This window comes from Streptomyces diastaticus subsp. diastaticus (genome assembly GCF_011170125.1).
GTDB lineage: Bacteria > Actinomycetota > Actinomycetes > Streptomycetales > Streptomycetaceae > Streptomyces > Streptomyces diastaticus.
On sequence record NZ_BLLN01000005.1, the window covers coordinates 2,291,221 to 2,316,239 of the forward strand.

Consider the following 25,019-nt stretch of genomic DNA (forward strand, 5'->3'; position numbering starts at 1 on the left):
GTCAGTCCGTACGCCTGCCGCGGCGCAGCCGGTGGCCGGCGAAGGCGAGGACCGCGGCCGAGACGAGGGCGCCGCCGACGACCGCCTGCGAGACGCCGGGACCCTCGTTGCCCGTCGCCTCGGCTGCGACCTCGGCGGTGCCGCCGCCACCGGCGCTCACCGGGGCGTGCGGGCGCGGCTTGTGGTGGACGACGGTGACCGTACCGCGGGCGTGCCGGTTGCCCTTGTCCTTGCAGTCCACCTTTATCTCGTACTGGCGGGGCTCGGCGTCCGACCGGATCCGGGCCTCCGCGTAGAGCTCGCCGCGGTCGGCCGAGGGGGCGAACCAGGCGTCCCCGGCGAACGCCTCCGAGAACCCGACGGCCTCCTTGCCCCGGCAGACGTCGACGCGCAGGGTGACCTCGCCGCCCGGTGAGACGGTGGACGGGGAGACGGTGACCCGTCCCGGGCGGTGGTGGTTGCCGTGGTTCTCCTCGTCACCGGCGACCGCGGCGGAGGCGGCGGCGAGGGGGGTCAGGGTCAGTGCGGCGGCCAGCGCGGCGGCACGCACGGTGATGCGGTGAATGCGCATGGTGAACCTCCTGTCCTCCGCAGGTTCACCCGCCCTCCGGGGCGGCGCCACTCGGCTGCGCGGGGAAGGGCGGCGCGTCGGGCGAGGGTTGCGCCGTCCGGGTGACCGCCCGGCGGCCGGGCTCCCGGCGGCGTGGGTCCCGGGCCCTGGGTAGGCTGTTGATCCCATGAGCAACGCGTAGGCAGGAGCCCGCACCCATGACAGAGCGTCAGCCGATTCAGTCGTGGCTCACGGACATGGACGGCGTCCTGATGCACGAAGGAGTGCCGATCCCCGGCGCCGACTCCTTCCTCACCAAGCTCCGTGACTCCGGCAAGCCCTTCCTGGTGCTCACCAACAACTCGATCTACACCGCCCGCGACCTGCACGCCCGGCTGAAGCGGATCGGGCTGGAGGTGCCGGTGGAGAACATCTGGACCTCCGCGCTTGCCACCGCCAACTTCGTGAGCAGCCAGAACCCGGAAGGCACCGCCTACGTCATCGGCGAGGCGGGCCTGACCACGGCCCTGCACGAGGCCGGGTACATCCTCACCGACAGCGACCCGGACTTCGTCATCCTGGGCGAGACGCGGACGTACTCCTTCGAGGCGCTGACCAAGGCGATCCGGCTGATCAAGGGCGGCGCCCGGTTCATCGCGACCAACCCGGACAACACCGGCCCGTCCACCGAGGGCGTCCTGCCGGCGACGGGTTCGGTGGCGGCGCTGATCACCAAGGCGACCGGCAAGGAGCCGTACTTCGTCGGCAAGCCCAACCCGCTGATGATGCGGACCGGCCTCAACACCATCGGCGCCCACTCGGAGTCGAGCGCGATGATCGGCGACCGGATGGACACCGACGTCCTCGCCGGCCTGGAGGCCGGGATGACGACCTACCTGGTGCTGACCGGGCTGACGTCCGTCTCCGAGCTGGACCGCTTCCCGTACCGGGCGACCGAGGTCGTGGACTCGATCGCGGACCTGGTCGACCGGATCTAGGGGCTGCCCCGGGGCCGGGCGGGCCGCCGGTGCCGTCGGCGACCCACGCGCCGCGGGCCGGAGCCGCGTCGGGCGCCCGCGGCGGGCAGGGCCCAAGTGGCCCGGCCCCGGGTCGCCGCCTTCTCCACCGACGGCGCGCGTGGCCGGGACCGGAGCCGGCGGCGGGGGCCCGGCCGTGCCGCCGGCCCTCGGCGCCTCGCCGGGCTTCGCCGCCTTCTTGGTGAAACCGGGTCCTCGGCACCGCTGACGGCGCCGCCGCGCCGAACCGGCCCGGCGCGGCGGAGGCGCGACGTGCCCGCTCCGCCTCGCCGGCTGCGGCAGGGGCGGCGCGCCCCCCGGCGCACGGGCCGAGTGGTGACGCCTTGGCCGCGTTCGGTGTCGTCGCGGTGTTCCGCTGGTCGCGGGGGTGACCGCGGCGATGGCCGTGTTCTCACCGTCGCGCCGCGAGGGGGGGCGGGCGCCCTACGGGCGGAGCACGGAGCCGGGCGCGGGCGGCCGGGAACCCCGGACGGTACGGGACCGACAGGCCGGCTCGCCCCGACGCCGCTCAAGGGCGGCGCGGACGCCGGGCGAGTCTCAGCAGAACCGCGCCGGAGGCCGGAAGGACCACCGCGAGCACTCCGGGCGAGAGGGCGCTGTCCCCGGTCTCGGCCAGCTCTGGGCGGCCTTCCCCGCTCCCGCTCGCGGGGTGGCGCGGGTCCCCGTCGTGGCGCGGGGAGTCGCCGGGCCCGCTCCGCGGGGCGCGGCCCGGCGCACCGTCGGGAGCCTCCGGGGTCGGGCCCGTGGGCGCTTCGGCGTCCGGAGTCCGTCCCGTGGGCGGCTCGGCGTCCGGCCCGTCCGGGGCTGCCCCAGGGCTCGGCGGCGGGGTGCCGTGGCGGCTCGGGGCGGGGTGGGCGGGCGAGGCCCGTACGCCGGGCGGCGGTGGGGACGCCGGCCGCCCGGTCGGCAGGGGCGCTTCCGTGGGGAACCGTGACGCGGGCGGGGGTTCCCCGGTCACCCACGGATCGGGCAGGGGCCAGGGGCTCGGCGGGGCGGGGACGGCGGGGGGCCGCACGGGGGTCGGGGTGGCGTCGCGACGGTCGGCCGGCTGCTCGTTTCCCGGCGGGTGCGGGGGCGGTACGGGCCGCCGGGGACCCGTACCGTCGGCGGCCCGGAGCGCGAAGGTGTACGTGTCCGAGTGTCCGACCCAGCGGCCGTCCCGGTCGTGGTGCTGGACCAGGGCGGTCCGGACGGCGACCCGGCCCGGCCCGGCGTCCTCGCGGACGGCGAGCCGCAGCCGTACGTCCCGCCGTTCGCCGGGGCCCACGGTGAAGCCGCGGAACCCCTTGCCGCCGTCGAGGACGCCGACGTTCTCCCGGCGCGAGGTGTGGTGCAGGCGGACCGGGGTCCAGCGCCGCCCGTCGTGGAAGTCGAGGCGCAGCTGCGAGGGGGCCAGGGCACGGTCCTCGTCGATGAGGAGGACCACCGGGTGGACGCGGTGGCAGGTGACCCGGCCGGTGTTGTGGACCCGGACCGTGAAGCCGCTCGGCCCGTCACCCGCGCGCAGCGTCGCGGGCCCGTCCCGCAGTCGCCCGGTGAGCGGCAGCCGGGCCGCGTCGGGCTGGACGCAGAGCGGGACGGGCGGGCCCGCCGGGTGGGCGCCGGGGGCGGCGGGGGCGTGGGCGGCCCCGGTGGGCGCCTGGGGGGACACGGCGTGGGCGGAGGCGGTGGTGAGGGGGGAGGCGAGCGCCAGGACCAGGGCCAGGGGGGTGCGCGAGCGCATGGGCGTGCCTCCAGGTCGGGCGGCGGCCGACGGCACTGGGAGGGGCCGTCGGCCGTTGGCGCGACCCTGCCACGCAGGGCCCGACACGGCGGCGCGCGCCACGCCTGGTTCGGCTGTTCGAGCCGGGCCCCGCGGCGGGAGATCGCCCGGTCGGCCGATAATCCGACCATTGCGGGGCGAAGGGGGCGCGGCCGTGGGGCGGGGGCGGCGGATCGTGCTTGGCTGGGGCCATGTCTGATGCCACCACCGCACCCACCGCCGCCTCCGCCGCGGTCGCGCCGGTCCGGGTCGCCCTCGTCGGGTACGGCCTGGCGGGTTCCGTCTTCCACGCTCCGCTGATCGCCGCCACCGAGGGGCTGGACCTCGACACCGTGGTCACCTCCTCGCCCGAGCGGCGGGACGCGGCCCGCGCCGAGTTCGGCGAGGTGCGGTTCGCCGCCACGGCCGACGAGCTGTGGCCGCGCGCGGACGAGCTGGACCTGGTGGTCGTCGCCTCCCCCAACAAGACCCACGTCGCCCTCGCCGAGGCGGCCCTGCGCGCCGGGCTGCCGGTGGTCGTCGACAAGCCACTGGCCGGTACGGCCGCCGAGGCGCGGTCGCTGGCGGCGCTGGCCGAGGAGCGCGGGCTGCTGCTGTCGGTCTTCCAGAACCGCCGCTGGGACAACGACTTCCGCACCCTCGCCGCCCTGCTGGAGGCGGGCACCCTCGGCGACGTGTGGCGCTTCGAGTCGCGGTTCGAGCGCTGGCGGCCCAAGCCCAAGGGCGGCTGGCGCGAGTCGGGCCGCCCGGAGGAGATCGGCGGCCTCCTCTACGACCTGGGCAGCCACGTCGTCGACCAGGCGCTGCATCTCTTCGGCCCGGTCGACCGGGTCTACGCCGAGGCGGAGGTGCGCCGGTCCAGCGCGGAGGCCGACGACGACACCTTCCTGGCCCTGCGCCACACCAACGGCGTCCGCTCCCACCTGTACGTCAGCTCCACCGCCGCCCAGCTCGGCCCGCGCTTCCGGGTCCTCGGCTCCCAGGCCGGGTACGTGAAGTACGGCCTCGACCCGCAGGAGGCGGCCCTGCGCGCGGGCGAGCGCCCGCTGCCGCGCGAGCCGTGGGGCGAGGAGGGCGAGGCGATGTGGGGCCACGTCGGCTCGGGCGAGTCCCCGCTGACCGGCGGCGGCACCCCCGAACCGACCCTGCCCGGTGACTACCCGGCGTACTACCGGGCGATCCACGCGGCCCTGCGCGAGGGCGGCCCGAACCCGGTCACCGCGCTGGAGGCGGCGGACGCCCTGACCGTGCTGGAGGCGGCCCGCGAGTCGGCGCGCACCGGCGCGACGGTGGACCTGGTCGGCCGCCGCTGAGCACCGCGGGTGGTGCAGGGCGTCCGGTGTCGGCCGCCGCCCGCCCTGCCCCCGCCGGCGTCACGCCGCGGCTGGCCGGGGCACGTCCTCGGCGCGGCCCATGACCTGCCGCTGCCGTCCGAGGCCGGCGATCTCGACCTCGACCACGTCACCGGGGCGCAGATACGGCTTGGGTTCCGGGTGGCCCATGGCGACTCCGGCCGGCGTGCCGGTGCTGACGACGTCGCCGGGGTAGAGCGTCATGAACCGGCTGATGTAGGCGACGGCCTCGCCGACCGGGAAGATCTGGTCGGCGGTGGTGCCGTCCTGGCGGAGCACCCCGTTGACCGAGAGCCGGACGGTGAGCGCCTGCGGGTCGGGGATCTCGTCGGCCGTGACCAGCCAGGGACCCAGCGGACCGAAGGTGTCGCAGTTCTTGCCCTTGTCCCAGGTGCCGCCGCGCTCGATCTGGTACTCCCGCTCGGAGACGTCGTGCGCGATCGTGTACCCGGCGACGTGCGCGAGCCCTTCCTCGGACGTCCGCAGGTGGCGGGCGGTGCGGCCGATGACGACCCCGAGTTCCGCCTCCCAGTCGGTGCGGGTGCTGCCCGGCGGGATCAGCACGGTGTCGTGCGGGCCGACGACGGTGTCCGGCGCCTTGAGGAAGAGGATCGGCTCCTCGGGGACGGCGGCGCCGGTCTCGCGGGCGTGGTCGTGGTAGTTGAGCCCGACACAGACGATCTTGCCGATGCCCTCGAGCGGCGGGCCGGTGCGCAGCCCCGCCGGGTCGAGGGGCGGCAGTCCGTCGGGGTCGGCGGCGGCCCGGCGCACCGTCGTCAGGGCGGGGTCGGCGGCGAGGAGGGCGGCGTCGAGGCGGTCGACGACACCGGAGAGGTCGCGGAGGATTCCGGCCCGGTCGAGCAGGGCGGGGCGCTCGGCGCCCGCCGTTCCGACACGCAGCAGCTTCATGGTCGAACTCCCGTGGTCGCTCGGGCCCGGTGCGCCCCGGGACGCCGAGGCGTCCAGGGGCGCACCGGGCGGAGCGGACGGCGCGGTGGCCGTCCGCCCGGGTGGCGCCCTGAGCGAGTCGTCCGCCCGGTGGTGTGCGGCCGCCGGAGGACCGCCCGATCGTGCCGGAGGGCCGGCCCGCGCCGCAAGGGCGCGTTCAACGGGTGGACCGGGACGGTCCGCCCGCGGGGTCAGGCGGCCGCGGGCACGGCGGCGGGTTCCTCGCGGTGGAGCAGGGTCCGCTCGACCGCGGTCCACAGGGTGGTGGTGACCACGTACAGCCCGGCGGCGAGCGGCACGAAGCCGACGGTGAACAGCGTCATGAACGACATCAGCGGCGCGATCTTGTTCATGGCCCCCATGCCGGGCAGGGCCTCCGCCTCACCGCCCGGGCCGGCGGCCGCCGCCGCGCCGGCGAGCTGGCGCTTGGTGCGCCGGTAGTTGTACCCGGCGACGGCCACCACGACGGCGAAGAGCACCAGGTAGACCTGGCCGTGTGCGCCGAACACGCCGCCGTCGGCCAGCGCGTCCTTCCACCGGTCGCCGAGTGGCGCGGCGAACAGCGAGTGGCCGAGCAGGGTGTTGGGGGCGCCGCCGATCTCGGCGGAGGCGAAGAGGTGGTACATCAGGAAGAAGGCGGGGAGCTGGCACAGGCTCGGCAGGATGCCGGAGAACGGCGAGACCTTCTCGGCCGCGTACAGCTCCAGCGTCGCCTTCCGGAGCCGCTCCGGATTCTTCTTGTACTTCTTGCGCAAGGCCGCGACCTGCGGCGCGAGCCGGGTCCGCGCCTTCTGGCCGCGGGCGGCCGCCCGGGACAGCGGCAGCACCAGCAGCCGTACGAAGGCGGTGAACAGGACGATGGCGGCGGCGGTCGAGGCGGTGCCGGCGACCGGTTCGAGGACGTCGCCGAGCCCGTCGACGAGGTCGGCGAAGGGGGAGAAGAACGACAAGGGAAACCCTCCCGTGGCGGCGCGTGCGCACGGCAGCGCCGGGGGTTGTCAGGCCGGGGACGCGAGCCGGCCGGGCCGGCCCGCGGGAGGGCGCCGGCGGCTTCCGCGAGGGAGCACCGCGACGCCGGCGGCGTGACGGAGGCGCACGTCACCGAGGAGCCGGACCGGGTCGGACCGGCGGCTGGGGTGGGGCGTCACGCGGCCGTCGGGAGGGGCGCGCCGGGTGCGCGGGGCCTGCGGCGGCCCGGTGCGTCGGGATCGCGCTGCGGCAGGAAGGCGGTACGGCGGGCCCGGTCCCTGAGCGCCGTCCGCACCCTGGCGACCGGCACCCTGGGCACGGCCCGGGCGGCGACCACCGCGCAGAGCGCGAGCGCGGACCCGGCGGCGGCGGTGGCGGCCACCGCGACGGCCGCGGCGCCGAGCGAGGTCTCCGCGAGCAGGTACTGGGCGGTGAGCAGGAGGAACAGCACGCCGAAGAGGCGCATCTGCCGCGCTCGGACCGTACGAGCCGTCGGGGCCGAGGCCGTTCCCGTCATGGCCGCCTCCTTCCGCGTACCGCCGGGGCCGGGAGTCGCCGCCAGCGTACCCGGCGCGGCGGCGGTCGCGGGAGGGGTGCCGGGGGTGGAGTCGGGCTCGCGGGCCGGGAGGACGGGGCCGCGCTCACTCCTGCCAGGCGGCAGGAGCCCGCCGTGGCCCCGCCCACACCCTCGCCACCGCCCCCTTCCGCCGTGCGTCCCCGGCAGTACCGTGTCCCGTATGCGCCCCGACACGCCCGACGAGACCACGCCGCACGCCTCGCACACCGCCGAGGCCGAACGACTCGAACGCGCCGCCGCGCTGTACCCCGAGGACGCCGAACAGCTCCTGCTCCAGGCCGCCGCCCACCACGAGGTCGCGGGCGACCGCGACCGGGCCACCACCCTCTACGACCGGCTGCTGGCCCTGCCCGCTGAGCGGCCGGTCCTCGTCCGCGCCCTGAAGGCCGCCAACCTCTGGGAGTACGGCCACGAGGCCGAGGCCCGCGCCATCATCGACGGCGTCCGCCTCGCCGCGCCCCGCTCCCCGGAGCCGTGGCTCATCGCCGCCGAGGCCCTGGAGGCCCACGACGAGCTGGAGAGCGCCCACTCTGTCTTCACCGACGCCACCGAACTCCTCGTCGGCGACACCCGGAACCCGCCCCGCGAGACCCGCCCGCTGCTCTTCGGCCGCCACCGCGTCCGCCGCCTGCTCGGCGCCGACCACGACGCCCGCGACGACCTCGCCGACCGCCTCCACGAAGCGCCCGTCCCCCTGGACGAGCTGCACGACCCGAACCGCCTCTGGTCCCTCGGCTCCGACAACCCGGCCGAACTCCAGGCCGAGATCGCCCGCCTCCGCGCCGAACTGGGCTCCTACCGCGCCGCCCTCTCCCGCCCCTTCCCGGTCGCCGTCCTGCACTGGCCCGAGGACGAACTGGCCCAGCTCCTCACCGCCCACCCCGCCCTCACCGCCGCGTACCCCTCGCACGAGGCCCACCTGGCCGCCGTCGAGTCCTCCCTCCGCGAACTCGCCGCCACCGGCACCCCCAACCTCGGCACCGTCTCCGCCACCCTCCCCTCCTACGAAGCCTTCGCCGCCGCCGAGGCCACCACCCCCACCGACCCGTCCCTCCTCCCCCTGTACGCCACCACCTTGGCGGCCCGTGGACGCGCCGAGACCTGGCCGCCGGCACCGGGAGCGGAGTGCTGGTGCGGGTCGGGGCGGGGGTACGGGGGGTGTCATGGGGCATAGGCCTTGGGGGCCCTGAACAGGGCGGGCTTGATCCCAGAAGCCAGCCATGGTGCCCGGCCAGTCACACCATCGCCCGGAGTTTGCTGCAGACTTAGCTGGGCACCATGCTCCGGTCGCTGGCTGATCGCGGCCAGGTATCGGAGAAGCTCTCCTGAACCGCGGTGAGTGCGGGATCTTCTTCCGGCTCGAACTCAGGTGTCGGGTCATCGTGAAGCTCTCCGGTGCGCTGGAGAGCTTCCGCGATGGCGTATCCGACGGCTTCTGCCACCGGAGGGGGAAACGCGTTCCCCACCTGCCGGTACTGAGCCGTTTTCTTCCCCTCGAACTCCCAGTACGCGGGGAAGCCCTGGATAAGCGCAGCTTGTTCGACCGTCAGCATGGGGCCGCGCTTCTGCGTGAGGTTCCCCAGATCCCGGTCACGGTCGATGATCTTGTCTTCGTCATTGGCTACCCCCATGCCATTGACGCCGAGCGCCTTCCACGCCTTCTTGGCCCGGCTAGGACCGAGGTCAGCGCCGCCGTGCTTCTTCGAGCCCCCGACCAGAGTCGGCGCGACCGTACCGAGCTTCGCCTGGTCCCACCACTGCTTGAACAGCGGTGAGTCTTTACCACCGAGACGCCGGGCCATGGACTCCTCAAGCGCCTCCGCCACCGTCGTCAGTGTCTTGCGAGGCGCGGGCCAGTCGAACCCTCTGTACTGGTCCTTCCGGATGGCTACCAGAATCGCTCGCGGCCGCAGTTGCGGAACTCCGTAATCCTGAGCGTGCAGGACGTTCCAGCCACAGATCACATAGTCGGATTTACGCAGCCGGTTCTTGATGTGATTGCGGTAGTACCGGAACTTGGGCTCCGGCTCCACTAGGCCCCGCACGTTCTCAATCATCACCGCGCGTGGACGGAGCTGGTCAACGAGATCCAGCATTCTAGGGAAGAGATCCCGCTCGTCGTCGCGGCCGAGCTGTTTGCCCGCAGCGGAGAACGGCGGGCAGGGAACACCGCCAGCCAAGAGGTCAAGATCTCCTGGCCGCAGGAATTCAGCCTGCCCCTGCCGCCCTTCCTTCTCCATTGACGCGAAAGGGTTCAGTACGCTTTCGAGCGGATTGAATTCGTTGACATCCTCATTCAGGATGAGGCAGTGCTCCCGCTCCCATGCCCACTGAGGATGCTTCGCCACGTTACGGGCGAGCGTCGCGGCGGCATGGGGGTCGATCTCCACGAGCGCCAGATGGCGGAAGTTCGCGGCGTGCAAACCGACCGCCTGACCGCCAGCACCGGCACAGATCTCAATCGAGGTCAGCCTGTCGGCGGTGCTCATGATCGGCTTCTCCTGGGGTGCAGTACTGGCAGACACGCAAGTGTCGCACCTTAGCCACCCCAGGAGAACACTGAACCCCCTCCCACCGGCTGCGACCGCCCCCGAGACAGGGCCAGTCACCCCAGACCACGGAGCCTGGAAGCGGCCCGGCCCCCTGCAGACACCTGGTGGCGCCGGCCCGGAGCCGGGCGTCACTGAGCACGCCCAGTCAACTACTGACGAGTGTCCTCGAGGTAACTCATCAGCGCTCGCACATCCCCCATGTCCATACCGGCGGCAATCGAGGGCTCCTCCTGCAGGTCCGCGAGTTGCTGGACTGAGGGGTCGTCCAGGATCCTCCCCATGAACTCCAGCTTCTGCTCCAGGCGGAGAGCTACCACCTCATCAATGGTCCGCTCCGCGGCCAGGACAGTTACCCGGGTCTCGGCGTCCGGCGCGAGGCCCAGGCGGTGGATGCGGTCGAGGCTCTGCAGGAAGCGGCCGGCCATGAAGTCCCGGTCGACGTACACCGCGTCGTGGCACTCACGGTGCAGGCTGATCCCCTCTCCGAGAGTGGCCGGGTTGGAGAGCAGCACCATGCAGTCCGGATCGGTACGGAAGCGCCGGATCTCCTCCTCGCGATCCGGGGTTCCGCCATGGACCACGGCCGGCTGGAACGCGGCGAACAACCGTTCCATGGTCGTCAAACTGCGCACGAAGGTCGTCCAGACCAGAGTCTTACGCCCGGTCGCGGCGTTCTCGGAGACGATTTTCAGCGCCTCCTTGTACTTCGGGGAAAGCTCATACGAGGGCAGCTCCCTCATCAGCGTGAAGAGCGAGTCGCTGGCCGACACCTCCAGGGGCGGCACCCGGTAGGTAAGCGGCTCGTACCGGCTCTCCGCCTCGCCGAGGAGAGCGGGGCTTGTCGCTGCCATCAGCAGGCGAAGCATGGCCTTGCCAAGCGCGTCGAAGTTCTCGCGGTCCGCTGAAGCCCGGGCGGAATACCGGCCGACCAGAGCGTCATAGATCTCCCGGTGCAGCGACCCATCCGGGAACGGGACGTAGCGGATCCGCGTCTCGAAGGGCGGCAGGCCCAGCTCCCGTTTGGTCGTCCTGGTGAACATCGGCCTCAGCACCTGGCTGGCGTAGGCGAGATCGCCACCACCGACCGCGTTGGTGACGATCCGGCCCCCCTGGCCCGGCCAGACGAAGGACAGCAAGTTCTCCAGGTCCCTGGCGCCGTTGGGCGCCGGGGTCCCGGTGAGGATCAGCCGCCGCCGGCTGAGCGGTCCCAGTGCCATGCACGCACTGCCGTAGATGCCACGTGTGCCGAGCTTCATCCTGTGCGCCTCGTCGAGGATGACCATGGACGGGGCGGCACGGAGCCAGGCCGCGAGGGCGTTGAGCGACTTGTCGAGGCGCTCGTAGTTCAGGATGAGGATTTCAGCGGACGGGTCGGGGGCGCCCGCCATCACGGTGGTGACGGGCGACTCCTTGAAGCACCCACCGGCTTCGGACAGCCAGGACTCGTATGCGGACTTCGGACTCACCACGAGGAGCCGGCGAACCTTGCCCTGCTCTTTCATCGCGGAGTACACGGCCATCCCGACGCGGGTCTTACCCGCGCCTGGGACGCTGAAATTGGCGCCATGCTGCATGGAGAGCAGGTGAGCGATGTCCCGCCGCTGGAAGCTGGTGAGGTTCGCTCTCCAGTTCGCGCCCAGTCTGCTCACGACTTCGTCCTCGCCGATGAGCTGAGCGGGCGCGCCTTGGAGCTGACGTTCCACGAGCTCGGAGTCGTCCATGACGCCCTCGACGAGCGCCAGCAACTCGTTGTCCCACTCGACGTTGTCGTCAGGCCAGTCAGCCAGCGCTTCGATGCCGGCGAGGAAGTCGTCAAGCCCGACTTCAGCCACCAGCAGGCTTCGCTGGCCGCCCACGGAGAAACGTATAGACAGCGAGGCCAGATCCCGCTGGAACGGCTCGGACGCGCGGAGCACCACCTTGGTCCTGGTGATGTCGAAGCCAACCGTGAGCGAATACTGAGTTGACTCGGTCACGCCCGCCCCCTGCTGATCACGTCGAGAAGCCAGGCCACGCCGTCCCCGGGCTCAGCCACGCTGCGCCTGGCCTCCCGCGCGAGCTTCTCCAGGCTCGTCCTGAGCCTCTGGACGGAGTCGTCGAGCGACTCCTCGTCAAGGCTGTTCGACGCACGGGCGAATCCGATGTCGACGGTGCACTGCTCGATGTCCTGGCAAGCGTCATTCAGACGGTCGGACGCTGCCTGCTTCCGCTTACGCACACGCGCGTCCTTGCCAGCGGGTTCCAGAGCATCCTCAATCGCCGTCCGCGCGCCCCGCACGACTCGAGAAGCGCCCTCGGCCTCCGCGCCACCCCCGGCCCGCTCAAGCGCCATGGCCCGCAGGACCTCGTTGGTGAACGCCTGCGCCTCAAGATAGGGCTGGGCGCCCGTCTTCACCGTGCGCGTCATCCCCGGGATGCTACGTTCCTTAGGAGCGGATACCTCCCCCTTGAGGAACGACGGCAGACGAGTCCCCAGGTACCGGTCCCGGAAGTCCGATTCGATGAGACGCACATCGGTCTTGGAGAACTTCAGGGCGATCGCGGCGAGCCTGCTCTCCTTCATCAGGTCCGCACGGTCCCGGTTCTGCTTGGACTCTTTCACCCACGCCCGGTAAAGCTCACGCAGCTTCTCCTTGGCATCCTCAAAGTCAAGAAGCTGCAACTGGACGGCGCCGGCACGCGACCTTCTACGCAGGTCCTCAAGCGTCGAGAGGATCCACATATCCGCTTCTACGGTTTCAGCACGCTTGCGGAAAATCTTCGCGATCTCTGCGACCGGGCGCCCCAGCTCCAGCAGTTCCTGCATCGCGATAAGCTCGTTGATATACGAGTAGTCACGCCGCTTATCCTGGCGGAGCTGCAGCGAGAGTTCCACCGCATTGATATCCGCCCAGGTGCAGGAGGCCGGCAGCACCCCTACGCGGATATGCGGAACGCCCAGCTTCCTGAGTGCGGCGGCACGGGTGTTGCCGTTCACCAGGACGCCTTCCCTGGTGATCAGGCCGGGCTCGTTCTGCCGGTGCTCCTTGAGGCTGTCCTTCAGTTCCTCGAACGCGGGGTCCTGCCTGGAGGGATCATCCGGCTTGGCCTGCAGGAGACCCTGCAGGTAGTCCTGGCTCTCCGGGCTCCAGGGATCGTCTTCCAGCCGGCTGTCCTTCTCCGGACTGAAACTCCGCTGGGCCCGGATGCGGTGGGTGGCAGGGTTGAGGTAGAGATCCGCCACCGGCATGTCGATAACCTCGACGACCGTCGGCTGGGTCCGCCACTCGACGGTCAGGGTCTCCCTCAAGCCCTGACCGGTCGCCGCCTCCTTGAGACGTCGGTCCACGGTCTCGCGGTTCTCCGCGGCGCGAGGCGGCTCGCCGAAGTCCTTGCTCATGTTTTCCTCCGAAAGAAACAGCCAGGATCTGGGCGGGGCCGACCGGCCCCGCCCAGGATGAAAGAGAGGAGCGGATTTTCTAGATCCCGAGAACCGCGCGGACCCGCTCGCGGGACTCAGCAGGGAGCGTGCAGTAGGACGCCCAGATCTCTTCGACCTTGCTGAAATCCCTCTGGTCGTTCTTCATCCACGAGATGAGCACGTCGCGCTCAAAGCCACCAAGGCCAGAGATCTTCAGCTCGATATTCTCAAACTCCACCTTCAGCCCGCGGCCGCCCACGCGACAGCGATTGCACTCGGCGACGAGTTCGATCTTCTCCGTGCCGTCGGCCTGACTTACCGGCCTACGGGCGATGTCGATCTGCGCGGCCTCAAGTCCGTCGCTGTACTCCCCGCCGGCCGCGATACCGCATGACCGGCACATGTTGCCGTCGGCGACAAGGACTTCACGGCGGCGCTTGTCCGTGATGGAAGCGCGCGGGGAACTGCCGCCGCTGCCGGGCTTCCACACCTCCTCGCCGGCCAGCACGAAGCGCTGCTCATGCTGGCCGAGCGTGACGTCCTCGCGGTTCGTATGGATCTGCCACCCGCGGCGGCGCAAATCACGTACGCGGCGATCCGCCTGGGCGACGCCGGGAAAGGCGCCGGCCACGTCTGTCTTGGTGAAGGTATTGCCCTCACCGATGACCTGGACCAGCCACAAGGCCGCCCGCTTCATCGTTCCGAGCTTCGGATCGGTCCACTCCGGCATACCCATACCGCACCCCCTGAGAATCGGTCAGCCAGTCAGCGCGCCGGGGGAGGCCAGGCAGCGGGGCCTGCCCCGGCGGTCGCCACAACCATGACCCGGCCACCCAGGGCAATTCCAGCTCCCGGAGACTTTCACCGGCTCGCGTAAGTCACACCGGCCCTGGAGCCCTTTCCCTGACCCACGGCTTCTTCGACAATCAGGCCCTTAACCTGTTCTGGCGTACCGCCCGAAGAGAGGATGCCGTGGCCCCGAGAACGCAGAGCTGGAAGGCCTTCCCGCCAGAATGCCCCGACGAGAAGCGCTTGCTCGCCACCTGCCTGCGCAAGGTGAAGGACTGCACGGATCTCACGCAGCAGCAGGTCGCTGCGGAATGCGGGATCGCCACGAGCACACTGAACGGCTACCTCAACGCCCGGAACCAGCCAACGTCAGAGATGCTCCGCCGGATCTACCACGTCGTAAAGAAGGACGCCGACCTGTCCGGAGTCCTCCTTCCGCACTCCCTGCGTGAGCTGGAGGCGATACTTTCCAGCCAGACCGACGACCTTCGTCCAGCCAGCCAGAAGCCGGCCGTCCGGATCTCGCACCGGAGCCACGGCACGAAGTACGCCCGGCGGCGCAGATCGCGGGCGAACAAGCGTGTGCGGGTGCCGGTCCCCCCTCAAAGGGGGGACCGGCACCCGCACACGGTCCTGGGTGAAGGCTGGACGGGCCTGGAGACACTCATCGACCGCCTTCTGCGGCATCAGACGCAGGACGCCTTCTTCATGATCTGGCAGTCCGCGATGACTCTCCCGGCTCCCGAGATTCCCAACGTGGTCGCGTCGTGCCGTTCAGCCGGGCTCTCCGACGCCGCTGACGCCGTGATCACCAATGCCGCGCGCAGGGACCTGGAGGCCGTCCTGCTCATAGCTGCGTGCTTCCACGAAGCCCACCAGTACGAGGACGCCACGCTGCTTCTCAGCTCCGCCACCGTGGCGGCCAGCGCCGCACGGGGCAGTTGACCGCTGGCCACGCTCAGCGCCAGGTGGGGCCGCCGCCTGTCGGGAAGCCTCAGTTCCGCGCCGGCGCGAGAATTCGGCACGCCGCCCTCTCGTCGGCACGTCCTCGAAAAGGGGAGACCGCCTGTCCCCCGCCGGCTCGGGCATCGCTGTCACAGCCACGCCAGGCAACCCTCACCCCCGGAACGTCGCCCGGTAGTTCCGCGGTGTGGTCCCCAGGGCCGCGTGGAAGTGGTGGCGGAGGGAGACGTCGGTGCCGAACCCGCAGGCGGTGGCGATGCGGTCGATGGTGTGGTCGGTCTCCTCCAGGTACTGGCGGGCTCGGTCCAGGCGGCGTTCGGTGAGCCAGCGCAGAGGGGTCTGGCCGGTTTCCTGACGGAAGTGGCGGGTGTAGGTGCGTACGCTCATCGCGGCCCGGGCGGCGAGGTCGGCGAGGGTGAGGGGCTCGGCGAGGTGGTCGAGGGCCCAGGCGCGGGAGGAAGCCGTGGAGGCGGCGCCCTGTTCGGGGACCGGGCGGCGGATGTATTGGGCCTGGCCGCCCTCCCGGTGCGGCGGGACCACGGTGCGGCGGGCCACGTCGGCGGCGGTGGCGGCGCCGTGGTCGCGGCGGATGAGGTGGAGGCAGAGGTCGATGCCCGCGGCCTCCCCCGCCGAGGTGAGGATGTCGCCCTCGTCGACGTAGAGGACGTCGGCGTCGACCTCGACGCGGGGGTGGGCCCGGGCGAGGCGGTCGGCGGAGAGCCAGTGCGTGGTGGCGCGGCGCCCGTCGAGGAGGCCGTACGCGGCGAGGACGAAGGCGCCGGTGCAGACGGAGGCGAGGCGGGCGCCGGCAGCCCGGGCGGCGTCGAGGGCGGCGCGGAGGTCCGCGGGGAGGGGTTCGCCGGCGAGGTGTTCGTCCTGTTCGTGGGAGGCGGGGACGAGGAGGGTGCCGGCCTCGGCGAGGATCCCGGGTCCGTGCGGCGCGTGCACGGGGAAGTCGGCGTCGGTGCGGACGGGCCCGGGGCGGGTGGCGCAGGTGCGGACCTCGTAGAGGGGGGTGCCGTCGGTGGCGCGGGCGCTGCCGAACAGTTGGTGGATCAGGCCGAGTTCCATGGGGAGGACGCCGTCACGGATGAGGACGGCGACGCGGTGCGGGGCGGGCATGGCGGGTCCTGTCGGTGGGTGGCCTGGGCCGGTGACCGGCGCGTTCCGCGGTCCGTGGGGGCTCTGCCCGGCACTGGGTGGCCGTAATCTTTTGTTGGCTGTCGTTCTGGCCACTGCCGTGCGCCGGGGGCGCGCGGGAACGTCGTGGCATGGCCATTTCCTCATCCCGTCAGGGTTTCCGACAGGGCCGAGCGGTCCACGGCTGGAGGGTCGTCGCCGTGGCGGGCGCGGCGATCGTGGCGGCCGGGGCGTTCACCACCTTCGGCGGGCTGCTCCTGGTGCCGCTGCACGAGCAACGGGGCTGGTCGCGGGCGTCGATCGGAGCGGCGTTCGCGGTGAGCATGGTGCTGTACGGGGTGACGGCGCCGTTCGCTGCGGCGCTGATGGACCGGCTCGGGGTCCGGCGCGTCGTCGTGGGTGCGCTGCTGCTGGCAGGTGGCGGGGCGGCCGGTTCGGTGGTGGCCGGGTCACCCGCGCAGTGGACGGCGGCCTGGGGGCTTGGGGTGGGGCTGGGGACGGGCGCGGCGTCGACCGCGCTGGCGGCGAGCGTGGCCGAGCGGGCCGGGGCCGGGCGGCGCGGTCTGGTGGCGGGACTGCTGACGGCGGCCGGGGTGGCCGGACAGTTCGTCTTCCTGCCCGTGCTCGCCAGGGTCGTCGAGGAGTACGGGTGGCAGGCGGCCGCCTGGGGCCTGGCGGGCACGGCGGTGCTGGTGGCGGAGTGTGCCCTGGTCGCGCTGCGGGAGGTACGGGCGCCGGCCGGCGTGAGAGAGGCGGGCGCCGGGGCGCCGGGGGTCGTCGGCCGGACCCTGCGCGTCCTCGCCGCCTCCACCCGGCGCCCGGCCTTCTGGCTGCTGGCGGGGGTGTTCGCCGTCTGCGGCGCCTCGACCAACGGCCTGCTCTGGAACCACTTCACCCCGGCCGCGCACGACCACGGCATACCCGCCACCTCGGCCTCGGCCCTGCTGGCCGTGGTCGGTGTCTGCAACGTGGCCGGAACCGTAGCCGCGGGCCGCCTCACCGACCGGGTCGACGCCCGCCGCGTCCTGGCCGCCTGCTTCGGCCTGCGCGCTCTGACCCTGGTGGCCCTCCCCCTGCTCTGGTCGCCCTCGGTCGGGGTCCCGCTGGTGGCCTTCGCCGTCCTCTTCGGCCTGCTGGACGTGGCGACGGTGCCCCCGACCCTGGCTCTGTGCCGCGTCCACTTCGGGTCGGACGGGGTGGTCGTCTTCGGCTGGGTCAACGCCGCCCACCAACTGGGCGCGGGCACCATGGCCCACCTCGGCGGCCTGGCCCGAGACCTCACCGGCTCGTACGACCCGGTGTGGGTGGGGGCGGGCGCGCTGTGCGCGGGGGCGGCGGTGCTGGCGGGGGTGGTGCGGAGTGAGGCGTCGGGGCGATGACGGGCGCGTGCGTCCAGCGGCGGTGGCAAGCCCTCCGCGAAAGTCTCGCGTTGCATCGCCGGAGCGCCACTGCCACGGGTCTTACAGTGGAACCGGCGGGTCCGCCTTCCGCGCACGCGTCCGAATAACAGGCCGACGTCCTCCCGACCGCTTAGGACCAGACGTGACAGCGCAGCCACCCTCCTCCCCGTGGAAGCCTCCCGCGGGATCGTGGGCGTCTTCGGCTGGCCGACGCCGGAACATGCAGGCCATCCGCAGCCGTGACACCTCTCCCGAAATGGCCGTCCGACGCCTCGTACACGCCCGGGGCCTCCGCTACCGCGTATCCAGCCGCCCCCTGCCCGCACTACGGCGCACCGCTGATCTGGTGTTCCGCCCGGCGAGGGTGGCCGTGTTCATCGACGGCTGCTACTGGCACGGGTGCCCCGAGCATTACGTGCCCCCGAGAACCAACAGCGGCTACTGGTCGGACAAGGTGCTGCGGAACGTCCGCAGAGACCGGGACACCGACAACGCGCTGCGCGAAGCAGGCTGGACCGTGCTCCGCTTCTGGGAACACGAGGCACCTGACGCCTGCGCCCTCCAGATCACAACGACCGTTCAGCGCCTGCGGCGAGGGGTTGACTGAGACGCGGCACCCACGGCTCCGCCGTCCGGCGGTGGGAAGGCGATGCTGAGCTGCCAGGAGCCGCCTGGGCGGGCGCCCCGGAACTCGCCCCCGTCACGCCCCCAGCCCCCGCGACACCGTGTGAATCACCAGCCCCGCCAGGGACCCCACCACCGTGCCGTTGATGCGGATGAACTGGAGGTCGCGGCCGATGTGGGCCTCGATCTTGCGGGAGGTGTGTTCGGCGTCCCAGCTCGCGACGGTGTCGGTGATGAGGGAGGTGATCTGGGCGCGGTAGTTGGTGACGACGTAGGCGGCGGCGGACTCGGCCCAGCCGTCGACCTTGTCCTGGAGTCGCGGGTCGGCGGACATGCGGTTGCCGAGGGAGAGGAGGGCGGCGCGGGCACGCAGGCGCAGTTCGCTCTGTTCGTCCTCGGCGGCGGCCACGATCATGGCGCGGACGGCGGACCAGGCGGAGGCGATGAGGTCCTGGACCTCGGGGCGGTGGATGATCTCGGACTTGAGGCGTTCGACGCGGGCGCGGGTGTCGGGGTCGGTGCGCAGGTCGGTGGCGAAGTCGGCGAGGAAGGTGTCGATGGCGGCGCGCGCGGGGTGGTCGGGCATGTCGCGCATCTCGGTGAGGAAGCGCAGGAGTTCCTTGTAGACGCGCTCGCCGACGCGCTTGTCGACGAAGCGCGGCGTCCAGCCGGGGGCGCCGCCCTGGACGGCGTTCATCACCTGGTCACTGTGGAGGACCAGCCAGTCGTGGGCGCGGGAGCAGACCAGGTCGACGACGCGGCGGTGGCCGCCGTCCTCGACGATCCGCTCCAGCATCCGGCCGAGGCCCGGCGCGATCTCCTGGGCGTCGGCGCGGCGGGTGACGGCCTCGCCGACGACGGCCTGGACGTCGTTGTCGCGCAGGACGGTGAGGGCGCCGCGCAGGGCGGTGGAGAGTTCGGAGGTGACACGGTCGGTGTTCTCCGGGTGGGCGAGCCAGGTGCCGACGCGACTGCCGAGCCGCAGGGCGTGCAGCCGGGTGCGGATGACGTCCGGGGAGAGGAAGTTCTCGCCGACGAAGGCGCCGAGCGAGGCGCCGAGCTGGTCCTTCTTGCGCGGGATGATCGCGGTGTGCGGGATGGGCAGGCCGAGCGGGTGGCGGAAGAGGGCGGTGACGGCGAACCAGTCGGCGAGCGCGCCGACCATCCCGGCCTCGGCCGCGGCGGCGACGTACCCCGCCCAGGCGCCGGCGCCGGAGTGCTCGGCCCAGGTGGCCAGGGCGTAGACGACGGCGACGAGGACGAGCAGGCCGGTGGCGGTGACCTTCATGCGGCGGACGCCGCGCCGCTTCTCCTCGTCGGCGGCGGTGAAGGCCATCGGGTCCACGCCGGCCCCCGGAGCGCCCGCCGCGCCGCCGAGGAGGGCGCCCAGGGCACCGCCCCGTGGCGCGCCCCCGCCGCCGCGCTGCTCACCGGGGCCCGTCCCCCGCGCCCTCGCGCCCTCGCCGCTGCGGTCGTCCTCTGCCATGGCGTCCCGTCCCGTTCACCGTCACTGTCCGTGGCCGCCCGTGCGCCGCGCGCCCGGAAAAGCCCCCGTACGGCACGATACGGCGCCCGCCCGGCCGGCCGGTGTGGCGCACCGGTCCCGGCGGGCACGCGCGCCGGCGGGTGCGGCCCGAGGCCGTGCCCCCGGGCCCGGCCCCACCCCGGCCCGTCGTGACTCCCCGCACGCGCGAACGTGCGCGGCGCACCCGGATCTCACCCGCCGTCACCGTCCCGGAACGCCCGGTGCACCCCTTGTCCCCCGGCTCCCGCAATCGCCCGATTCCCCGCCTCCCGGCGGAACGGACGGCGGTCCGGTCGCGTCTGTCCCTCCGGGGGCGCCCCGCGCGACTCTCCGCGCCATGACGCATCATGGAAGATCCACACGGAGCCTCGGGGCTCCCTCGGCCCGAGGAGTAACAGGCGCATGACCAAGCGTCACGGTTATGCCTTGCTCGCCGCCCTCGCGGCGATCGTCGTCCTGATATCGGCCGCCATATACCTGGGCGTGACCGGGACGGGCGGCTCCCGCGACGAGTCGGCGGACCAAGGTGCCCGCACCCCGCGCAGCTCGGCGGCTCCGGCCTCGTCGGGCAGCTGGGTCGCGGCGTGGTCGGCCTCCCCGGTCGGCGGCGAGCCCGGCACCGAACTGCGCGGCTACGCCGGGCAGTCGATCCGTAACGTGGTGCACACGCACACCGGCGGCACCAGCGCCCGCGTCACCCTCTCCAACCTCTACGGGCAGCAGCCGCTCAACCTCACCCGCGCCTCGATCGCGCTGACCGCCGCCCCCAACAACCCCTCGGCCGCTCCGGGGACGCTCCGCGCGCTGACCTTCGACGGCCGCAGCGACGTCGTCATACCCCCGGGCGAGCAGCGGGTCAGCGACGCGGTGCGCATGCGCGTACCGAACGGCTCGGATCTCCTGGTCACCACGTTCAGCCCGACGCCGTCGGGCCCGGTCACCTACCACCCGCACGCCCGGCAGATCAGCTACGTCGCCCGCGGCGAGCGCACCGACGACGAGGCGGGCGCGGCGTACACGCAGCAGAGCCCGTTCTGGCGGTACGTGACGGCGGTGGACGTCCACAGCAGCGACTCGCAGGGCGCCGTGGTCGTCCTCGGCGACTCGCTGACCGACGGCATCACCTCGACCATGGGCGCCAACCGCCGCTGGACCGACGTGCTGGCCCAGCGGATGCGCGACGAGCCGGGCAACCTCGACCTGAGCGTGGTCAACCAGGGCATCAGCGGCAACCGTCTGCTCTCCGGCGGCCCCGGCCGTCCCGCGGGCAACCCCAGCGGCCTCAACCGCTTCGAGCGGGACGTGCTCTCGCGGTCGGGGGTGCGCGGGATCGTGGTGGCCCTCGGCATCAACGACATCCTGCGCAACCCGAACGGCAACTCCGCCGCCGACATCGCCGACGGCCTGCGCGACCTGACCCGCCAGGCCCACCAGCGGGGGCTGCGGGTCACCGGCGCGACGCTGATGCCGTTCGGCGGTCACCGCGGCTGGACGCCGGAGAAGGAGCAGATGCGCCAGGAGGTCAACACGGCCATCCGCTCCGGCGAGGTCTTCGACCACTACGTCGACTTCGACAAGGCGGTCCGCGACCCCTACGACGCGCGGAAGCTGCGCCCCGAGTACGACTCCGGGGACCACCTGCACCCGAGCGACGCGGGTTTCAGGAGGATGGGCGAGTCCTTCGACCTGTCGTTGCTGCGGAAGACCGCCCCGGCCCAGCTCTGAAGCTCTGACCGGGCGCGAGGGCCCCGGCTCGTGGCCTCAGCCCAGTTCCTTGCGGTCGTCCCCGCCGTCCGCGCCTCCGCGTTCGTCCCGGCGCCGCTCCTTCTCCAGCCGCCGCTGGGCGCGGGTGGGCTTGCGTTCGGTGCCGACGCCGCCCCAGAAGGCGAAGCCGCGGATGACGACACGCGGGGCGTCGGGGTCGGGCGTGTCGTCGCCCACGGGCCGGCCGAAGCCGCCCATGACGCCGATGCCGCGCACGTCGACCTGGACGCCGGGCGGGACGACGATGTTGACGCCGCCCATCACCGTCCAGCAGTCGATGACCGTCTCGCGGGACTCGAAGCGCGCCTCGCGCAGGTCGAGCTGGCCGCCGCCCCAGAAGGCGATCGCCCGGAAGCGGGCGGGCACCGTCCAGCGGCCGGTGTGCTGGAAGCCGGAGAGCACGCCGATGCCCCAGCGGTTGTCCCCGGTGCCGCCGATCCGGGCCGGCCAGTTCTCCCGGCCGGGTTCACCGGTGGCGCGGGCGGCGGGGGCGCCGGTGGCGGGCAGGTCGCTGGTGAGGGGTTCCAGTTCGGCGTAGGTGCGGGCCCGGTAGACGGCGTCGAGCCGTTCCCCGAACTCGTCCATGTCCAGGCGGCCTTCGGCCATGGCGTCGCGGAGCCGTTCGGCGACCTTCTCCCGGTCGGCGTCGGAGGCGCGGAGTTCGGGCAGCTCTTCACTCATGCGGTCACCCTATGAGGAGCGGGGCCCGGCGGGACAGGGCCGCCGGGCCGACCGCAACGATCTCGTCACCGGGCGGGCAGCCGGCCGCGCCGCCCGCCCGGCGCGCCCTCGCTCAGCCGGCCGGACGCCCCGCGTACATCAGGGCGATGACGTCCTCGATGTCCGGTTCGCGGACCGAGAGGTCGAGCAGCGGCCACCCGGCGGCGATCTCCGCGACGAGCGGCGCGGCCGGGCGGCCGGCCGGGAAGGCGAGCCACTGGCGCGGGCCCTCGACCTTGACGGTGCGGGCCGACTCCACGGCGATGGGCGGGAGTTCGGTGGCCAGGTCGACGACGAGGGTGCGTTCCGCGGCGGCGATCCGGTGCAGACCGGCCACGGCGCCGTCGTACATGAGGCGGCCGTGGTCGATGACCATGACGCGGCGGCAGAGCTGCTCGATGTCGGTGAGGTCGTGGGTGGTGAGCAGGACGGTGGTGCCGCGTTCGGCGTTCAGATCGGCGAGGAACCGCCGTACGTTCGCCTTGGAGACGACGTCCAGGCCGATGGTCGGCTCGTCCAGGTACAGCACTTCGGGGTCGTGCAGGAGGGCGGCCGCGATGTCGCCGCGCATCCGCTGACCGAGTGAGAGCTGGCGTACGGGGACGTCCAGCAGGTCGCCGAGGCCGAGGAGTTCGACGCACCGGTCGAGGTTCTCCCGGTAGCGGGAGTCGGGGACGCGGTACATGCGGTGGATGAGCTGGTAGGAGTCGAGCAGGGGCAGGTCCCACCAGAGGGTGGTGCGCTGGCCGAAGACGACGCCGATGCGGCGGGCGGTGCGGGCCCGGTCCCGGGCCGGTTCGACGCCGGCGACGCGCAGGGTGCCGCCGCTCGGGGTGAGGATGCCGGTGAGCATCTTGATGGTGGTGGACTTGCCCGCGCCGTTGGGTCCGACGAAGCCGACCACCTCGCCGCGCGCCACCGAGAAGCTGAGCCCGTCGACCGCTCTGACCTGCCGCTTCTCCCGGCGCAGCAGGCCCGTGCGGCGGCGTACCTCGAAGACCTTCTCGACCCCGTCGAGGTGGATGACCTCCTCGCCGCCGCGCTGGCCGGGCAGGACCGCCGGGGCCGCCCCCGCTCCGGGTCCCTCGTCCGCCGCCGGTCGCTCCGTCGCGTCCATCGCTGTCGTTCTCCTGCCTCTCGGTTCGGTGTGGTGTGGCGTGGTCACCGGGTCGCCGGCCGGCGCCCGTGGTTCCGTCCGCCGGTCAGCTCCCGGTCGAGCGGTAGGCGCGTAGCCCGACCCGCCACAGCAGCCCGGCCGCCACACAGCAGACGGCGGCCACCAGCGGCGGGGCGAGGGCGGCCTGGACGGGCAGGCCGAGCGGCATGGGACGGTCCAGGACGTAGGCGGCGGGCACCCAGTTGACGAAGGCCAGCGGCAGCACGAAGACCACCGAGGCGACCAGTTCCCTGCCGAAGACGGTCGGCGGGTACTGGAGCAGGGTGGTGCCGCCGTAGGTGAAGGCGTTCTGCACCTCGGCGGCGTCCTGGGCGTAGAACTGGAAGACGGCCCCGGCCACGAAGAGGGCTCCGAAGATCGCCGCGCCGCTGACCAGCATCAGCGGGACCATCAGCACCCTGGACGCGCTCCAGTCGACCTCCAGCACCGTCAGCGCGTACCCGAGCACCAGGCCGCCCTGGGTGATGCGGCCGAGGCGGCGCAGGGCGAAGCGGTCGGCGGCGAGCTGGGCGAGGACGGGGACGGGGCGGACCAGCAGGGTGTCCAGGGAACCGTCCCTGACCCGGCGGCCGAGCCGGTCCAGGGAGCCGACAGCCAGGTGGGCGAGGCCGAAGGCGGTGGCGGAGGTCCCGTACAGGAAGGCGACCTCGCCGAGGGTGAAGCCGCCGAGCCGGTCGACGTGCCCGAACATGAGCAGGATCGCGACGAAGTCGAGGCCGTTGGCGGCGATGCTGACGCACAGGGCCATGGCGAACGACGCCCGGTAGGTGAGGGTGGAGCGGACCCACATGGCGACGACGAGGCGGTAGGCGCGCACCCCCTCGACCAGCGGCGAGCGGAACGGGGCCTCGGCGGGGACGGGGCGCGCGGGCGCGGCGGGCTCAGCCACCCTGGACCACCACCCGGCGGGTCGCCAGGGCCTGGAGGGCGCGCCCGGCGGCCAGCAGCGCCACGGCCCAGGCGAGCTGGAAGGCGTAGACGCCGAGCAGGCCGGTGCCGGTGTGGACGCCGAGCAGGACGTCGGCGGGGAGCTGGAGGAAGGCGGACCAGGGCAGCGCGCGGGCCACCTCGCCGAGCAGGCCGGGGAAGACGTTGAGCGGCAGCAGCATCCCGGAGAAGAAGATGCCGACCAGCCAGGCGAGCTGGTTGACGCCCGCGCCGTCCAGCAGCCAGAAGGCGCTGAGCGCGACCAGGTAGCGGATGCCGAAGCTGACCAGCAGGCCGAGGGCGACCGCGGCGAGGAAGGCCGCCCAGGTGCCGGGCGAGGCGGGCAGCGCGAGGTCGAAGACGAGGGCGCCGAAGGCGAGCGGCAGCGCGCCGCGGGCGACCAGCTGGAAGCAGGCACGGCCCGCGTCCTGGGCGAGCCACCAGAGCTGGAGGTCGACGGGGCGGTAGAGGTCGACGGCGATGTCACCCGAACGGATGCGTTCCATCAGCTCTTCCTCCGAGCCGCCGCCCATCGCGGCGACGGCCATGTGGAGGGACTGCCCGATCCACACGAACGTGAGGGCCTGGGCCTGGTCGTAGCCGCCGAGGCCGGGTCGCTCGGCCCACAGGGCGAGGTAGGTCTGGGCGAGGATGAGCCCGAAGACGGTGTTGGTGAAGATTCCGGCGAGGGTGGCCGCCCGGTAGGTGGCGAACCGCCGGAATCCCCTGACGGCCACCGCCCCGTACAGCGCGGCCGCGCCTGAGCCCTGGACCATCGTGCCGCTGCTCCGTTCCGCCGTGACACGCCCGCCGACCGGGCGAAGTCCGCCTTCTGTGTGACCG

The 25,019-nt window shown here is 72.8% G+C and carries 22 protein-coding genes; 7 read left to right on the plus strand and 15 right to left on the minus strand.

The features are described 5' to 3' along the window. Position 1: 1 nt before the first annotated feature. The gene (locus Sdia_RS27195) at positions 2–571 is read right to left on the minus strand and encodes a hypothetical protein (RefSeq protein ID WP_100454446.1); all 570 of its coding nucleotides are present in this window, start codon (positions 569–571) and stop codon (positions 2–4) included. 197 nt (positions 572–768) lie between these two features. Here Sdia_RS27195 and Sdia_RS27200 point away from each other — a divergent pair, with 197 nt between their 5' ends. Further along, the gene (locus tag Sdia_RS27200) at positions 769–1,548 is read left to right on the plus strand and encodes an HAD-IIA family hydrolase (protein WP_100454445.1); all 780 of its coding nucleotides are present in this window, start codon (positions 769–771) and stop codon (positions 1,546–1,548) included. A 547-nt stretch (positions 1,549–2,095) separates the two neighbouring features. On the opposite strand, the gene Sdia_RS27205 is transcribed toward Sdia_RS27200, so the two are convergent. Then, entirely contained in the window at positions 2,096–3,310 is a 1,215-nt protein-coding gene (locus tag Sdia_RS27205; protein ID WP_115067961.1) for a hypothetical protein, read from the minus strand. Positions 3,311–3,540: 230 nt separating this feature from the next. Between Sdia_RS27205 and Sdia_RS27210 the strand changes: the two genes are divergently transcribed. Beyond that, positions 3,541–4,662 carry a Gfo/Idh/MocA family oxidoreductase gene (locus Sdia_RS27210; protein ID WP_115067960.1) on the plus strand — a complete coding sequence of 374 codons (1,122 nt, stop codon included), beginning with the start codon at positions 3,541–3,543 and terminating at the stop codon, positions 4,660–4,662. Positions 4,663–4,722: 60 nt separating this feature from the next. Here the strand turns inward: Sdia_RS27210 and Sdia_RS27215 are convergent, their stop codons facing one another. The 3 genes from Sdia_RS27215 to Sdia_RS27225 all read right to left on the minus strand — a co-directional run bounded on the left by Sdia_RS27215 (position 4,723) and on the right by Sdia_RS27225 (position 7,135). Further along, positions 4,723–5,610, minus strand: coding sequence for a fumarylacetoacetate hydrolase family protein (locus tag Sdia_RS27215; RefSeq protein ID WP_100454440.1), 888 nt, complete (start codon positions 5,608–5,610; stop codon positions 4,723–4,725). Positions 5,611–5,840: 230 nt separating this feature from the next. Next, the gene (locus tag Sdia_RS27220; protein ID WP_115067959.1) at positions 5,841–6,599 is read right to left on the minus strand and encodes a YidC/Oxa1 family membrane protein insertase; all 759 of its coding nucleotides are present in this window, start codon (positions 6,597–6,599) and stop codon (positions 5,841–5,843) included. 194 nt (positions 6,600–6,793) lie between these two features. Continuing rightward, positions 6,794–7,135 (minus strand): DUF6412 domain-containing protein, encoded by a 342-nt coding sequence (locus tag Sdia_RS27225; protein WP_100454437.1) that lies wholly within the window; start codon positions 7,133–7,135, stop codon positions 6,794–6,796. A 220-nt stretch (positions 7,136–7,355) separates the two neighbouring features. Here Sdia_RS27225 and Sdia_RS27230 point away from each other — a divergent pair, with 220 nt between their 5' ends. Continuing rightward, complete coding sequence (locus Sdia_RS27230; RefSeq protein ID WP_189499810.1) at positions 7,356–8,369, plus strand: hypothetical protein; 1,014 nt, start codon at positions 7,356–7,358, stop codon at positions 8,367–8,369. A 91-nt stretch (positions 8,370–8,460) separates the two neighbouring features. Here Sdia_RS27230 and Sdia_RS27235 read toward each other — a convergent pair whose 3' ends face one another. From Sdia_RS27235 to Sdia_RS27250, 4 genes are all read right to left on the minus strand, one after another. After that, positions 8,461–9,684, minus strand: coding sequence for a DNA cytosine methyltransferase (locus Sdia_RS27235; RefSeq protein WP_189499811.1), 1,224 nt, complete (start codon positions 9,682–9,684; stop codon positions 8,461–8,463). A 212-nt stretch (positions 9,685–9,896) separates the two neighbouring features. Beyond that, positions 9,897–11,723, minus strand: a complete 1,827-nt coding sequence (locus tag Sdia_RS27240; protein WP_189499812.1) for a DEAD/DEAH box helicase — start codon at positions 11,721–11,723, stop codon at positions 9,897–9,899. Continuing rightward, positions 11,720–13,126: a ParB/RepB/Spo0J family partition protein gene (locus Sdia_RS27245; RefSeq protein WP_189499813.1), complete on the minus strand. Its 1,407-nt coding sequence runs from the start codon at positions 13,124–13,126 to the stop codon at positions 11,720–11,722. The genes Sdia_RS27240 and Sdia_RS27245 overlap by 4 nt, the downstream gene beginning before the upstream one ends. 79 nt (positions 13,127–13,205) lie before the next feature. Then, positions 13,206–13,883 (minus strand): hypothetical protein, encoded by a 678-nt coding sequence (locus Sdia_RS27250; protein ID WP_189499814.1) that lies wholly within the window; start codon positions 13,881–13,883, stop codon positions 13,206–13,208. A gap of 236 nt (positions 13,884–14,119) precedes the next feature. On the opposite strand from Sdia_RS27250, the gene Sdia_RS27255 reads away from it, so the two are divergent. After that, positions 14,120–14,881 (plus strand): helix-turn-helix domain-containing protein, encoded by a 762-nt coding sequence (locus Sdia_RS27255; protein WP_189499815.1) that lies wholly within the window; start codon positions 14,120–14,122, stop codon positions 14,879–14,881. A 171-nt stretch (positions 14,882–15,052) separates the two neighbouring features. On the opposite strand, the gene Sdia_RS27260 is transcribed toward Sdia_RS27255, so the two are convergent. Then, entirely contained in the window at positions 15,053–16,021 is a 969-nt protein-coding gene (locus Sdia_RS27260; RefSeq protein ID WP_100457721.1) for a GlxA family transcriptional regulator, read from the minus strand. 218 nt (positions 16,022–16,239) lie between these two features. On the opposite strand from Sdia_RS27260, the gene Sdia_RS27265 reads away from it, so the two are divergent. Both Sdia_RS27265 and Sdia_RS27270 read left to right on the plus strand, forming a co-directional pair. Beyond that, entirely contained in the window at positions 16,240–17,418 is a 1,179-nt protein-coding gene (locus Sdia_RS27265; RefSeq protein WP_189499835.1) for an MFS transporter, read from the plus strand. A gap of 163 nt (positions 17,419–17,581) precedes the next feature. Further along, positions 17,582–18,046 carry a very short patch repair endonuclease gene (locus Sdia_RS27270; RefSeq protein ID WP_262417757.1) on the plus strand — a complete coding sequence of 155 codons (465 nt, stop codon included), beginning with the start codon at positions 17,582–17,584 and terminating at the stop codon, positions 18,044–18,046. A 93-nt stretch (positions 18,047–18,139) separates the two neighbouring features. On the opposite strand, the gene Sdia_RS27275 is transcribed toward Sdia_RS27270, so the two are convergent. After that, on the minus strand, positions 18,140–19,549 hold the full coding sequence (locus tag Sdia_RS27275) for a DUF445 domain-containing protein (RefSeq protein WP_100457722.1): 1,410 nt from the start codon (positions 19,547–19,549) through the stop codon (positions 18,140–18,142). A gap of 441 nt (positions 19,550–19,990) precedes the next feature. Between Sdia_RS27275 and Sdia_RS27280 the strand changes: the two genes are divergently transcribed. After that, positions 19,991–21,313, plus strand: coding sequence for an SGNH/GDSL hydrolase family protein (locus tag Sdia_RS27280; protein ID WP_100457723.1), 1,323 nt, complete (start codon positions 19,991–19,993; stop codon positions 21,311–21,313). 36 nt (positions 21,314–21,349) lie between these two features. On the opposite strand, the gene Sdia_RS27285 is transcribed toward Sdia_RS27280, so the two are convergent. The 4 genes from Sdia_RS27285 to Sdia_RS27300 form a co-directional block, all read right to left on the minus strand. Continuing rightward, entirely contained in the window at positions 21,350–22,033 is a 684-nt protein-coding gene (locus Sdia_RS27285) for a DUF1707 SHOCT-like domain-containing protein (RefSeq protein ID WP_100457724.1), read from the minus strand. Between the two features lie 112 nt (positions 22,034–22,145). Beyond that, complete coding sequence (locus Sdia_RS27290) at positions 22,146–23,189, minus strand: ABC transporter ATP-binding protein (RefSeq protein ID WP_115067955.1); 1,044 nt, start codon at positions 23,187–23,189, stop codon at positions 22,146–22,148. An 85-nt stretch (positions 23,190–23,274) separates the two neighbouring features. Further along, positions 23,275–24,138 (minus strand): ABC transporter permease, encoded by an 864-nt coding sequence (locus Sdia_RS27295; RefSeq protein WP_100457726.1) that lies wholly within the window; start codon positions 24,136–24,138, stop codon positions 23,275–23,277. Then, positions 24,131–24,952, minus strand: coding sequence for an ABC transporter permease (locus Sdia_RS27300; protein ID WP_100457727.1), 822 nt, complete (start codon positions 24,950–24,952; stop codon positions 24,131–24,133). The genes Sdia_RS27295 and Sdia_RS27300 overlap by 8 nt, the downstream gene beginning before the upstream one ends. Positions 24,953–25,019 lie beyond the last annotated feature (67 nt).